The organism is Microbulbifer discodermiae (assembly GCF_040742695.1).
In the GTDB taxonomy this organism is placed as follows: domain Bacteria; phylum Pseudomonadota; class Gammaproteobacteria; order Pseudomonadales; family Cellvibrionaceae; genus Microbulbifer.
Window position 1 is genome coordinate 78,380 of the sequence record NZ_JBFLAB010000002.1, and the last position, 13,824, is coordinate 92,203.

Consider the following 13,824-nt stretch of genomic DNA (forward strand, 5'->3'; position numbering starts at 1 on the left):
AGGGCGACTACACCTCCACCGCCACCCGACGCAGTGCAGCGGCCTCCGGCAGGGCCCACTCGATCGCCTGCTGGCCGTGTTGCAGCAGCCAGTCATTGGCTGAGGAAAAAGGCCGGGTGCCGAAGAAACCCCGATTTGCCGACAGGGGCGAAGGGTGCGGGGCGCTCAGCACCAAGTGGCGGCTGCGATCGATAACCGCGCCCTTTTTCTGTGCATAACTGCCCCAGAGAATAAATACCAGCCCTTCCCGCTGTTCCGCCAGAGCGCCTATAGCCGTGTCAGTGAACTGTTCCCAACCGCGCCCCTGATGTGCGCCGGCTCTGGAATCCTCGACGGTCAGGGTCGCATTCAGCAGCAACACCCCCTGCTCTGCCCACGGCTGCAAACAGCCGTGGCGCGCCGGCGCTATACCCAGATCCGAGTGCAGCTCCTTGTAAATATTTTGCAGCGACGGCGGAATACGCACCCCCGGCATCACGGAAAAACAGAGCCCGTGGGCCTGCCCCACCCCGTGGTAGGGATCCTGCCCCAGAATAACTACCTTAACCCGGTCGAAGGGGGTTGAATTAAAGGCGTTAAAAATCTGCGGGCCGGGGGGATAGATCCGCTTACCCGCCTGCTTTTCCAATCGCAGAAATTCCCGCAGTTCAGCCATATAAGGTTTGCGAAACTCGTCCTCCAACACTTTGAGCCAGGAGGGGTGAATCTTGATTTTATGCTCTGTATCCATAGTCATTAGCTAAGAATTTTCGCTACTTGACGCCGCAATCCCGGCACGACTTCCGCCTCGAACCAGGGACGCTGGCGCAGCCAGAGGGTATTGCGCGGACTGGGGTGCGGCAGGGGAAAATAACCCGCCGGCACAGCGTCGCGGAAGTGCCGCACATTTTCAGTAATACTGCCATACCAGTGCGGCAGGTAATAGCGCTGCGCATACTGGCCGATCAACAGTGTGAGTCGCAGCTGTGGCAGCTGCTGTAACAACCGGGCATGCCAGGCCGGTGCGCACTCCGGCCTCGGTGGCAGATCGCCGCCCGCACCGCGGCCGGGGTAACAGAATCCCATCGGGATTATGGCGATCCTTGAGTCATCGTAGAAAGCGTCCCGCTTAATATCGAGCCACCGCCGCAGGCGATCCCCGGAAGGGTCATTCCAGGAGATACCCGTTTCATGCATGCGGGTTCCGGGCGCCTGGCCGACAATTAGTAAACGGGCGGATTCCCCGGCGCGCACGACGGGATTTGGCCCCAAAGGCAGCAGCTCTTCACACAGGCGGCAGGCGCGCACCTCCTGCAACAGGGAAATCAATTCGCTCATGACAGTGGCAGATACTCAATCGCGAAAATTGTTGAACTGCAGCGGCTGCTCCAGCTCCCTGTCACGCAGCATGGCCATTACCTGCTGCAGGTCGTCGCGCTTCTTGCCGGTGACCCGCACCTGGTCGCCCTGAATGGCCGCCTGCACTTTCAGCTTTTCATCCTTGATCAACTTGACGATCTTCTTTGACAGATCTTTTTCCAGGCCGTTTTTCATCGTCACCGAGGCCTTGAGCTGTTTGCCGGACTGTTCCTTTTCCCCCACCTCCATCGCCAGGGGATCTATCTGATATTTGACCAGCGCCGCACGCAGCATATCCAACATCTGATCCAGCTGGATATCCGCCTCGGCGCGCACTACCAGGGAGAATTCATTTAACTCCACTTCCGCATCCACACCCTTAAAATCGAAGCGGTTGGCCACGGTGCGGTTTACCTGATCCACCGCATTGGTCAACTGGTGCTTGTCCACTTCGGACACTATGTCAAATGAAGGCATTGCTATCTCCTTGTTGTGTAGCTCGCGTAACTCCCAGGCCAAATGGGCGCCCTTCGGGTTGAGCCAATCGGCCCGACCCCGCGTGTTTTGAGTCTGTGACTCAGGGTTTTCGGATCTCCGCCACCAGCTCCGCACTGCGGTTTCCCGATCCAATCCAGATACGCCCGTCCTGCACAGTGACATGCAGATCCATATTGCGCTCCGCCATGGTTGCAAGTTGCGCACAGGCATCGGCATCCAGGTGGTAGACACACAGGTTTTCGTGGCGACCCAGAGCCTGCTCCTGTTTTTGCCACCAGACCTGCGCCGTGCGCCGCCCATAGCTGTATACCAGAACCCGATCTGCGCGATTGCAGGCCTTGCGCAACCGCTCGGGCCCCGGCAGCCCCACTTCGACCCAAAGTTCGATGGCTCCACTCAGCCCCAACTGCCAAAGGTCCGCTTCGTCTCCCAACGAAAGCCCCCGGGTAAATTCAAGCTGTGGCGACGCATTGTGGGCAAAAGCCAACAACCGCACCATCATCCGCTCATCGGTTTCGGAAGGGTGACGCGCCAGAGTCAATTGGTGTTCCCCATAATACTCCCGATCCATATCCGCCACCTGGAGCCGGACTTTGAAGATGGTTGCTTTTAATGCCATTAGAGTAGAACACCCCGGTGTTGACGGAATCCAGGCCCAGGCAAACCGCCCTGGCTATTACAGGCCTAGGAACAGCAGCATTGTGCGCCGGGATTATATCGCCGCCGGCTACTGCTACAACCCTTGGCCGGACACAAGAAGCCGCCGGCAACACCAGTGCAGACTTGAGTCGCAATAGCGCCAATCCAAGCCTCGCCATCTATACGACAGTGCCACTCCAAAGCCCGCGACAATACCGCGCCAGGCTGATTAGACAAAGGTCGCCGGCAGAAACGGCTAAATTTTCGTACACTACTATTTAACCCGGTACCCGGGATCAATCCCCAAGTACCAGAACAGATATAGAGAGTCGATTCACAATGAGAAGTGAAATACTCATCGCCGCCGCCGGTGTTCTCGCACTGGTTCCTGCCGCCTATATCGCTGCCGAACTAACCGGTAAAGCTTCAGCAAATCCCGCTTCGGCGGTTACCGACACCGCCAGCCTCGAACTCCGTGTAGCGCGCCTTGAATCCTCCCTGCAGCGCATCAACGACATCCAGGGCCGTCTGCTGGAACTGGTGGGTGATATCCAGGCCCAGGTCGATGGTACCGCCACTGCCGACCACGCCGACTCGGCCGCCCCCGACCGTCAGACCTCGGCAAGTCAGCCTCGATCGAGGCGCGACAGCCAGCAGCGTTTGCGCGACCACCAGCTCCAGCAACTGCTGCGCGCGGGCATGCATCGCGATCGGGCTGAATTAGTGCTGCGCAGACAGGAGCGCTTCAACTATGAACATATGTCTTTGTCCCACAGCTACCATCATCTGGCGGACAAGGGCTCCGCAGAAGCTCTGGCACTGCGGGAACAAATGGAACACTACAGAAATCCCCGCCGGGCACTGGCAGACGAACTGACGGATGCGGAGTTTGAAGCGTATCTGCAGGTGATCGGCGGGCCCGCCGATATGCAAGTACGCAAGGTGGTTATCGACACGCCAGCGGCGGCAGCGGGATTGCAGCCTGGTGACAGAATCGTTTCCTACAACGGACAGAGGATCTTCCACATGGGCGACCTGCGCCGGGAAATCTACAAGGTGCCCCCGGGAAAAAACGTGGCTATCGAAGTGAAGCGGGCCGAAACAGGGCAGAAGGACACGCTGTTTGTGCCCAGCGGACCACTGGGTATTCGCGGATAGGTCACGGCACAACCGGATAAGGGACTGCCCCACAAAGGCCGCTATTATCTGCACAAACCGAATATCGCATAGGGCAATCAAGCACCAGTTGTGGAATACGTCCTACCCCCGGTCTTAGGGCCTGTTCACACTAACTGAGATAGCCCTGCTGCCCCTGGTTTAGCGCCCTGCGGCGTTAGAAATTGCTCATGTGGGCCCACCACACTGCACAATTCCTGCCTTGCAGGCCACTAAACCAGGGGCAGCAGGGCTATCTCAGTTAGTGTGAACAGGCCCTAGCAGGCTGTTGAAACAGGGATGTGCGGGTGGCAAATTAGAGGGATAACTGCCTGGTTTGCCGTGGAGGGTTTGCGGACATGTGCCGCAAACCCCGGTTGATAAAAGCCTGGGAAGACTTTTCAGCAACCTGTTAGAGGCCGCGATAAACGCTACTCATTTCGTCCGCGCGGCTGGACTGCCCGGCGGTAAACTCGAACATGCAGGAGTCGTAGCTGTAGTCCATAAAATTATGGATCGGGTCTACACCCGGTGAACTCTTGCCTTTACAGGAATCGCGACCTATCGGGCAACCACTCGCCGGTGATCTCTCTGCCGGCGTATCGGCAACATAGTCACCGCTGCCCCGGCAACCACCCTGGAAAGTATGGTAGAGACCCAGCCAGTGCCCTACCTCGTGGGTCATGGTATCCCCTTCGTTATAGGGCGCAGCGCTACCACCGGGCAGTGAACCGGTCAGCACCACCACTCCATCGTCAATGGGGTTACCGGCATACCAGCTGGGGAAAGTCGCCCAGCCCAGCAGCCCGTTACCTATGTTGGCCACATAAATGTTCAGATCACTGGCATCACCCACGCGCAGAGCCGACTTCATGGCGGCTTCCGCCGGGGAGTCAGGGCTTACGTTGTACCAGGCATTGTTGGCGGTGCTGGTGGTGGATACCAGATTGAATGTGAAAGGCGTATCCGCAAAGGCGGCATTCAGGACGTTCATCTGATTGTTGATAACAGAATTTGAAACCGCGCCGTTATTGCTGCTATCAGTGATCACGTGAAAGTGCACATCGACACTGACAGACCCCGCGGAGCGCTCGGCATAGGCGGCGCTGGCGTCGGAGTCCGACGCTCTGACCCGCATATTCTTGAGATGTTCCTCCCTCAAAGCGGCCTCTTTATCCGTTGGGTGCTTGGTGCCACAGCGGAGAAAGTTGGCGTTGTCGCTGGCATGCCCGAATGCACTGTCGCTTTGCGCACTGGCAGCCATAGGGGTTGCGAGCACACAAAAAGCCAAAGCCTTACCAATGAGATTGGTTCGCAAAGAAAGTTGCATAGAAGAATTCCTTAGCATTTATTGTTGATTATTGTTTTACTTCAAATGAAGCCCGCATAAGATCGAGTTTTTCTTATATCACTGTCAACCTTAGGGGCCGCAATAATAATATATTGGCGCCCAAATTAACTACCGAAAAACCCAAAGAATCTACACCCAACAATTCCATTAACTGCAGCTTTACGCATAGGGAAAAACTTATCCCGAGCTCAAATTAAAATATCGCCAGAAAAGTTTTATGCCTTATTTTTTAGGGGAAAATTCGCCATCTTAAGCAGTATTGTTTGCCACCAAAAATGGGGTGTGGCTCACATTTCATATATACTTTTTTTGACAATCCCACCTGAAAATTATATTGATGAGTTACTGTGGAAACCGAATAAAAATAACTGAAATTCTCTACAGTTACGACTTGAATAGTAGCGCATATATGGTACTCCCCTGACCTTCCCAAACACGCAAAAAGTATTTATGGTCGCTTGGTCTCAACAGTCATCACTGCCAAATACTCAACAATGCCACCAAGTACACAGCCTTAAAAACTGAAGTCATATCAGAGCATGGCAATGCACCTACTGTTGTGGGAGCTTTAGTTTGATCGATAGATCTGCACCCAAATATCCGAGCCAGCCCTGTCCCGAATTGGGTATTATGGCTTTTGCGGTGCAGGATCTGTGTTTGCACAGTTGACTTGGCACGCGCAAATCCGTTCTGGGGTCAACGGAATCACACACCAGAACCCTCGCAAAAATCCACACTAAATTCAGGACAACACCAAACTCCCGTGCCCGGCCAGTATCTGCGCCTAAAGTAATCTGACCATTTACAGCCACAGCCAATACGCCGACGGTGTCCACATCCGGGCAACTTTGGCAGCCGGCGACTGCCCTGCCCCGCGGCCATAAGCCGCAATGGATACAACCGGAATTGGCTGCTTTTTCACTGTGATCAAGGCAACCATCCCCTCTCCCGTCGACTTCCCTCTCGTCTGGGCGCGGAATTACGACACTTCGCCGCAGGGGGAATCTGGCCGGAGAACACCCAAGCCCTTGACCACATTGGTTAAAGCCTTCCGCAAGCCGCAAATCCACCCACATTAAGTGGTTGATCGAAACTCACGCAATCACATAAAATACACCATGAATGGAATCGGCCTTCCCGCCACTTCAATATTCCCCGTGTTCGATTACAGCATCCGCACAGTCGGCCCTTATCGAGGTAGTCATGCTCAACAGGAAAATTCTCGCCGGTCTTCTGGCCGTATCCTCACTGCTCTCGGCCTGTAGCGAAGAGAGCGCGGTGCCCCCGGGAATGGCACCTCAGGTGACGGTCGTTACCCTCAAGTCCGAACCGGTCACTCTCACCAGGGAGCTGCCCGGACGCACGGCACCATTCAAGGTGGCGGAAGTCCGCCCGCAGGTTAACGGCATCGTAAAACAGCAGCTGTTTCGCGAGGGCGGACAGGTCGATAGCAACCAGCCGCTCTACCAACTGGACGACGCCATCTACCGCGCGGACCGGGACAGTGCCCAGGCCAATCTGCAGCGCGCAGAAGCCGCTATGAACATCGCCCGCCTGAAGGCCGAGCGCACCAAGGACCTAATTGGCAACGGCGCGGTAAGCGAGCAGGAGAACGACTCCGCCGAAGCGGACCTGCAGGAAGCCAGGGCCAATGTGGCAGCGGCCAGAGCGGAGCTGCAGAGGGCCAGGATTCAGCTGGACTATGCCCGGATTACATCGCCCATCAGCGGCCGCATCGGCAAGTCTGCGGTCACCCAAGGCGCACTGGTCACCGCCAACCAGAGTGCGGCGCTGGCAACGGTACAACAACTGGACCCGATTTATGTGGATGTCACCCAGTCCGCCGCGGAACTGCTGAGTCTGCGCAGGGCCCTGGATGCGGGTGCCCTGGCTGAAGCCAGCCACCTGCCGGTAAAGATTCTGCTGGAAGATGGCAGTGAGTTCGCGCACCCGGGCAAACTGGAATTTGCCGATGCCAGTGTGGACCCCTCCACCGGCAGTGTGTTGCTGCGGGTAGTGGTGCCCAACCCGGACCATATGCTGCTGCCGGGCATGTATGTGCGCGCGGTGGTGGGCAGCGGCGTGCGCGATAACGCTATTCTGGTACCTCAGCAGGGTATAGCCCGGGATCCCAAAGGCAACACATCGGCGATGGTAGTAACCCCGGAAAATGTAGTGGCACAGCGTTCCGTGCAAGTGAGCCGCACAGTGGGCAGCCGCTGGCTGGTGGAAGGCGGCCTGCAGGCCGGGGATCGGGTGGTAGTGGCCGGTCTGCAAAAGGTCCGCCCGGGTGCGCCAGTGCGTCCCACTGAAGCTACCGATGAACAACAGCCGGCTGCGACGGGGGATACCCAGGCCACCGAGCCGGGGGTTTAAGGACAGGGTTATGGCAAGTTTTTTTATTGACCGCCCAATCTTCGCCTGGGTTCTGGCCATCATCACCATGTTGGCAGGGGCTCTGTCCATCAGCAAACTGGCGGTGGAGCGCTACCCGAATATTGCACCACCCGCGGTGAATATCAGCGCGAATTACCCCGGCGCCTCGGCCAAGGTGGTGGAGGACTCGGTCACCCAGATTCTTGAGCAGAGCATGAAAGGCCTGGATGGCCTGATTTATATGTCTGCTACCAGCCAGTCCAATGGCAGTGCCTCCCTCTCCCTGACGTTTGCAAACGGCACCGATCCGGATACCGCCCAGGTGCAGGTGCAGAACAAGATGCAGCTGGCGTTGCCGCTGCTGCCGCAGGAAGTGCAGACCCAGGGGGTGAGCGTCAGCAAATCCCGCTCGGGCTTCCTGATGGTAGCCGGTTTCGTGTCGGAAGACGGCAGCATGAACCGCAACGATATCGCCGACTATATCAACTCCGCGGTGGTGGACCCCATCAGCCGGGTACCCGGCGTGGGCAATGTACAGGTGTTTGGCTCCAAGTACGCCATGCGTATCTGGCTGGATCCGAACAAGCTGCTCACCTACCGACTGTCGCCAGCGGATGTGGCGGCGGCAGTGCGGGCCCAGAATGCCCAGGTGGCGGTGGGCGACCTGGGTGGTGCACCCTCGGTACCGGGACAGCAACTCAACGCTTCCATCACCTCCCAGGGTCGTCTGCAGACGCCGGAGCAGTTTCGCCAGATCCTAGTACGGGCCAATGACGACGGCTCCCTGCTGCGCCTCGGCGACATTGCACGGGTGGAACTGGGGGCCGAAAACTACGAGTTTATCTCCCGCTACAACCGCCAGCCGGCGACCGGTATCGCAATCAACTTGGCCACCGGCGCCAATGCACTCGACACCGCGGAGGCGGTCAAGGCGAAACTGAAAGAGCTGGAGCCTTTCTTTCCCCGGGGCCTGGAGACAGTGGTGCCCTTCGATACCACGCCCTTCGTCAAGGTTTCCATAAAAGGGGTTATCAGCACCCTGATCGAGGCGGTCATCCTGGTTTTTCTGGTGATGTACCTGTTCCTGCAGAATTTCCGCGCGACCCTGATTCCCACCATCGCAGTGCCGGTGGTGCTGCTGGGGACCTTCGCCGTACTCGCCGCACTGGGTTTCTCGGTGAATATGCTCACCATGTTCGCCATGGTTCTGGCTATCGGCCTGCTGGTGGACGACGCCATTGTGGTGGTGGAAAACGTCGAACGGGTGATGAGCGAAGAGGGGTTGCCCCCCCGGGAGGCGACGAGAAAATCCATGCGACAGATAACCGCGGCCCTGGTGGGTATTGGCGTGGTGTTGTCGGCGGTGTTCGTGCCTATGGCGTTCCTGGATGGGGCCACCGGGGTAATTTACCGGCAGTTCTCCGCAACCATTGTCGCCGCCATGGCTCTGTCGGTGCTGGTGGCGATTATTCTGACCCCGGCCCTCTGTGCCACCCTGCTGAAACCTTTACCCAAGGGCGGCAGCCACGGACAGAAGGGCTTCTTCGGCTGGTTCAATCGCAATTTCGAGCGCGGCAATCAAAAGTACCAAACCGGGGTGAGTGCGATCCTGGCCCGCAGCGGCCGCTTTATGCTGCTTTTTGTGGGGCTCTCCGCGGTGATGGCACTGCTGTTCCTGCGCCTGCCCACGTCCTTCCTCCCCGATGAGGACCAGGGAATTCTGTTCGCCATGGTCCAGGCACCGGTGGGCGCCACTCAGGAGCGCACCATGGCCTCTATCCGCAAGGTGGAGGACCAGTTTCTGGACCAGGAACAGGGCACGGTAAAATCCGTGTTCGCGGTGCAGGGCTTCAGCTTCGCCGGCAGCGGCCAGAATACGGGGATCGCCTTTATCAATATGGAGGATTGGTCCCAGCGCGAGCAGCCGGCACAAAGTGTCAGCTCAGTGGCCATGCGGGCCATGGGCGCCTTCACGCAGATAAAGGACGCCCTGGCTTTCGCCTTCGCCCCGCCGCCACTGCCCGAACTGGGCACTTCCGGCGGCTTTGACTTTTACCTGAAGGACAACGGCAACCTGGGCCACGAGGCGCTGACTGCGGCCCGGAACCAGTTTCTGGGCATGGCCGGGCAGAACCCATTGCTCGCCAATGTCCGTCCCAACGGTCAGGAGGACACGCCGCAGTTTCGCGTCGAGATAGATACTGCCAGGGCGGCGACGCTGGGATTGTCCATCGCCGACATCAACAGCACCCTGAGTACCGCCTGGGGCAGCGCCTACATCGATGACTTTATCGACCGCGGCCGGGTCAAGCGGGTTTATCTGCAGGCGGATGCGCCCTACCGTATGGTGCCGGAGGATTTCCAGCTGTGGTCTGTACGCAACAACAAGGGCGACATGGTGCCGCTGTCCTCCTTCGCCAGCTTCTCCTGGGACTACGGCTCACCGCGCCTTGAGCGCTATAACGGTGTGCCCGCCATGCAGATCAATGGCCAGGCGGCACCAGGCGTCAGCTCCGGGGAGGCCATGCAGGAGGTGGAAAAACTGGTCGCGCAGCTGCCGGCGGGCATCGGTATGGAGTGGAGTGGCCTGTCGTATCAGGAGCGCGCCGCCGGCGCCCAGGCACCGCTGCTCTACACCTTGTCGCTGCTGATTGTGTTCCTGTGCCTGGCCGCACTCTATGAGAGCTGGACAGTACCCACGGCGGTGCTGCTGATGGCGCCCCTGGGGGTGCTGGGTGCGGTGCTTGCCAACACTTTGCGGGGCATGGAGCGCGATGTTTATTTTCAGGTGGCCATGCTCACCACTGTTGGCCTGACCAGTAAAAACGCCATCCTGATCGTGGAGTTTGCCAAGCAGAACCTGGAAAACGGCATGGCGGTGGTGGAAGCCACTATGCGCGCGGTGCGCGACCGCTTGCGCCCGATTCTGATGACCTCACTGGCGTTCGGCCTCGGCGTGCTGCCACTGGCCATCTCCACTGGAGCGGGATCCGGCGCCCAGCGCGCCATCGGCACCGGGGTACTGGGCGGCATGGTGGTGGGAACCCTGCTGGGCATCTTCTTTATCCCACTGTTTTTCGTCGTGGTGCAGCGGGTTTTTGGCCGTAAAAAAGTGCCGCAAAATTCCGGGCCGGCTCAGTTGGATGAGGTTGCCAGTGAAAAAGGGGAAAAAACACAAACAGCGGACGCCCTGTAAAACACCCCGGCTATTGCTCCGGGCTTTGCGGCTATATAAAGGCGGAAGAAAGTAGATCCGGGCAGGAAACCCGCCCAAGGAGGATCTCAGTTGTCGCTGGAAGCGAGTCGGACAGGACTTGAGACCTAAGGCTGAAAAAAAACCGGCAACCTATTTGGTTGCCGGTTTTTTTTTATTTAGTGCCCTCAGTCAAAATCATACCGCGCGCGCATATAGTAGAAGGCGCCATTAAAACCCATCGGCGAGGTAGCCGGGTATCTGGAACCGGCAACACCACTCCACTCGTGCTCCGTCGGGTAATTATCCAGTATGTTCTCGGCACCGGCGATAAGGGAGAGCTGGTCGGTGAAGTTGTAACCCACCTCCACATCCAGTGTCACCTCGGACGGCGCGTCGATCGGCAGTGCCTCAGCCTCCAGGTGCGGCTCCCAGAAGGCACCGAAGTAGTTGACTCGCGCCAGGGCACGCCAATTGTCCTCCGCATGCCTCAGGGAGATGTTGCCACGGGTATTTGGCAAATTGTCCTCTATCTGGCGAATCCGCAGGCTACTCATAGTGTCGGGATTGAAATCCTCAATCTCGGTCTCGGTCCAGTTGAAGGCCAGACTCAGGTCAGTGCTACCGCCCATCAGGTCCAGCGGATAGGTTGCCACCAGATCGAGCCCCCGGGTGTTGGTATCGAAGTCGTTGGTATAAAACTTGAACGAGTCCAGTGATTCCGCCCCGGTAATGCCGGCGGCCACCAGCTCCGCGCGCTCCTCGTCGCTCAATTCCCGATCCGCCGACTGCGACAACCGGCCCTCGACATCGATATTGAAGTAATCCAGTGTCACGTCCAGGTCACCGATATTGAACACGGCGCCGAAGGTGTAGTTGGTGGACTCTTCAGGCTCCAGCTGCCTGCCCCCGTAGACCAACGCCACCGGACTGGTGGGCGGGATGGTGCCCTGGTTCACCAATTCTCCTTCCACAAAAACAGTGGAGACCGCGTTGATATTGGACTGGCCTGGAGTGGGTGCGCGGAAGCCTGTAGAGGTGGTGGCGCGCAGCGCCAGGCTGTCGACAACCTGGTAGTGGGCGGAGAGCTTATAGTTGCTGGTGGAACCAAAGTCACTGAAATCCTCCCAGCGCAAAGCCGCCCCCAGCAACAGACTGTCGGTGAGTTCCGCCTCCACATCGGAATAAAGAGCGACATTCTGGCGATCGAAGGTGCCGGCCACCTGCGGGCCGAAGCCGGGAAAACCGTTGGAGCCAATGGAGAAACCCTGGTCCACCAGGGGGCCCACTTCCCAGGAAGCCTGATCCCCAATCTGCGCCTCAAACTGTTCTTCCCGCCACTCGAAACCGGTGGCAAAGTAAACGGTGGTACCGCTCAGGTCCAGCTGCCGGTTCAGGTCCAGGTTGAAATTCTGTTCCGTCTGGATATAGGTGCCGGGATTAAAACTGGTGGGGGAGGCGGAACCCAGGGAGGCATTGACGGTGTTGTAGATAAAGAACTCCACCTCACTCCGGCCCACCCCCAGGCTTACATCGTAGCCCCAGCCATTGTCCATCTCCCCGCGCACACCGGCCACCCCGGCCAGGTCCACCACATCGCCGCCAAAGCGGGGGGTGAAGCCTCCGGGAAAAATTTCCGTAAAGGAGAAACACTCATCGCTGCTGGCGGCGTCCGCATGACTGAAGCCGACACAGTCGTCGAGCCCATTGCTGGGATCCTCGTCACCGACCAGTGGCGTATCAACGTCGCCGTCTTCATCGGTATCTATCGCAAATACCGCCGGGCGGTTGTCCGGGTTACGGAAATAGAAGCCGCCGTCCACCGTCTTGGTGGCGTAGTTACCAAAAGCGTAGGCTTCAGCACCGTCGCCCAGTTCCAGACCGAGGTTGGCGAATACTTTTACATCGTCCTTCACCTCCGGCTGGCCCCAGACCTGCGCCGGGTCGGCCACGGCAGTGTTACCGGCGGCAATCAGGCCTGCGGCGTCATCGCGCTGCACACTGCGGCTGGTGGCGTCCTGTTGGCGGTATTCATAGCTGAAATTGGCAAAGCCGGCAGCGGTCAGCGGCATGCCGATATTGCCGGATACCATATACTGGTCGCCGTCGCCCTCGGCAGTGGTGCCCCACTTGGTCTCGATGCTGCCGCCGTCACTGGCGTCTTTCAGCTGGAAGTTAACCACCCCGGCAATGGCGTCGGAGCCATACTGGGCCGCCGCACCGTCGCGCAAAACCTCCACCTGCTTGAGGGCTATGGCGGGAATCACAGAGATATCCGGGCCCTGGGCACCATCTGCCAGGCCGCCGCCGAGAAAAGAGATTACCGCCGAGCGGTGGCGGCGCTTTCCGTTCACCAGCACCAGCGTGTGGTCCGAAGACAGGCCACGCAGGTTGGCCGGCCTGGCTATGGTCGCCGCGTCGCTGATGGGCTGGGCATTGACGTTGTAGGAGGGGACCACGTTGCGCAGCAGATTGGACATGTCGCCATCGCCCTGATTGACGAACTCCTCTGCGGAAATCACATCCACCGGCGCGGCTGAGTCCGACGCGGAGCGCCCCTCCACCCGGGTGCCGATGGTAATGACCTCTTCGATAATCTCCTCTTGCGCAGTGCTGGAACCCGCCGCAACAGCGACCGCCACGGCCAGCAAGCTGGGGCTCATTTTTTTTACTTTGATTTGCATACGTCCTGTTTCCTTTATTGTTATCTCTTAAATGTGCCGGATGATCAACCTGACTAGGCTCGCACCCGCTTTAAATCCCTAACGGGCTATATTCGCAGCAGCAATCTTGCCAGAAATTCCGCAGTCTTGCCCCCTAAAAATTGTTTCCAGAAAATAAAAAGAATTTAGCGCCCAAGTGAAATATTACTCCCAGGTGGCATTGATCGAACTGGTGTTACCTGACCTGGGACTATCTACTAAACAGCTTCGCGCAAACCTCTAAAATTTTGCCAACCCCATCATATTAAATTCAGTTTGGCGCACAATACAACGCAATAAAGTTCTATAAGGCATGTCATGCAGAATGGCGGATTGTTCGGGGGATTACTTTCAAAAATTAAAAGCGTTTCGCACCTAAATAGAATATTTATCCCAAGAGAGACTTACCGATCTATTGTTACCCGACTTGGGACTTCCTACTGAATGGCTTCGCTCAAACCTCTCAAACTTTGTGAACCCGATCACAACATATTTAGGTTGGCACTTAATACAACGCGATAAAGTCTCTTATGGCACGTCATTCAAAGTGCCAGATTGTTCGTGTAACAGCG

9 protein-coding genes are annotated in these 13,824 nt (G+C 57.9%); 3 read left to right on the forward strand and 6 right to left on the reverse strand.

Annotated features, from left to right (window positions below; translation table 11 throughout):
* Positions 1–7: 7 nt before the first annotated feature.
* From ung to AB1S50_RS01040, 4 genes are all read right to left on the reverse strand, one after another.
* The gene (gene ung, locus AB1S50_RS01025) at positions 8–730 is read right to left on the reverse strand and encodes a uracil-DNA glycosylase (protein ID WP_367148503.1); all 723 of its coding nucleotides are present in this window, start codon (positions 728–730) and stop codon (positions 8–10) included.
* A 5-nt stretch (positions 731–735) separates the two neighbouring features.
* Complete coding sequence (locus AB1S50_RS01030; protein WP_367148504.1) at positions 736–1,317, reverse strand: uracil-DNA glycosylase family protein; 582 nt, start codon at positions 1,315–1,317, stop codon at positions 736–738.
* A 15-nt stretch (positions 1,318–1,332) separates the two neighbouring features.
* Positions 1,333–1,815, reverse strand: coding sequence for a YajQ family cyclic di-GMP-binding protein (locus AB1S50_RS01035; protein WP_367148505.1), 483 nt, complete (start codon positions 1,813–1,815; stop codon positions 1,333–1,335).
* 100 nt (positions 1,816–1,915) lie between these two features.
* A complete protein-coding gene (locus AB1S50_RS01040; protein WP_367148506.1) occupies positions 1,916–2,455 on the reverse strand; it encodes a YaeQ family protein in 540 nt (179 codons plus the stop codon).
* Positions 2,456–2,814: 359 nt separating this feature from the next.
* Here AB1S50_RS01040 and AB1S50_RS01045 point away from each other — a divergent pair, with 359 nt between their 5' ends.
* Complete coding sequence (locus tag AB1S50_RS01045; RefSeq protein ID WP_367148507.1) at positions 2,815–3,633, forward strand: PDZ domain-containing protein; 819 nt, start codon at positions 2,815–2,817, stop codon at positions 3,631–3,633.
* A gap of 409 nt (positions 3,634–4,042) precedes the next feature.
* Here the strand turns inward: AB1S50_RS01045 and AB1S50_RS01050 are convergent, their stop codons facing one another.
* Positions 4,043–4,960, reverse strand: coding sequence for a zinc metalloprotease (locus AB1S50_RS01050; protein WP_367148508.1), 918 nt, complete (start codon positions 4,958–4,960; stop codon positions 4,043–4,045).
* Positions 4,961–6,184: 1,224 nt separating this feature from the next.
* Here AB1S50_RS01050 and AB1S50_RS01055 point away from each other — a divergent pair.
* The gene (locus tag AB1S50_RS01055) at positions 6,185–7,357 is read left to right on the forward strand and encodes an efflux RND transporter periplasmic adaptor subunit (protein ID WP_367148509.1); all 1,173 of its coding nucleotides are present in this window, start codon (positions 6,185–6,187) and stop codon (positions 7,355–7,357) included.
* A 10-nt stretch (positions 7,358–7,367) separates the two neighbouring features.
* Positions 7,368–10,553: an efflux RND transporter permease subunit gene (locus tag AB1S50_RS01060; RefSeq protein WP_367148510.1), complete on the forward strand. Its 3,186-nt coding sequence runs from the start codon at positions 7,368–7,370 to the stop codon at positions 10,551–10,553.
* Between the two features lie 185 nt (positions 10,554–10,738).
* Here AB1S50_RS01060 and AB1S50_RS01065 read toward each other — a convergent pair whose 3' ends face one another.
* Positions 10,739–13,234, reverse strand: a complete 2,496-nt coding sequence (locus tag AB1S50_RS01065; RefSeq protein ID WP_367148511.1) for a TonB-dependent receptor plug domain-containing protein — start codon at positions 13,232–13,234, stop codon at positions 10,739–10,741.
* Positions 13,235–13,824: the final 590 nt, after the last annotated feature.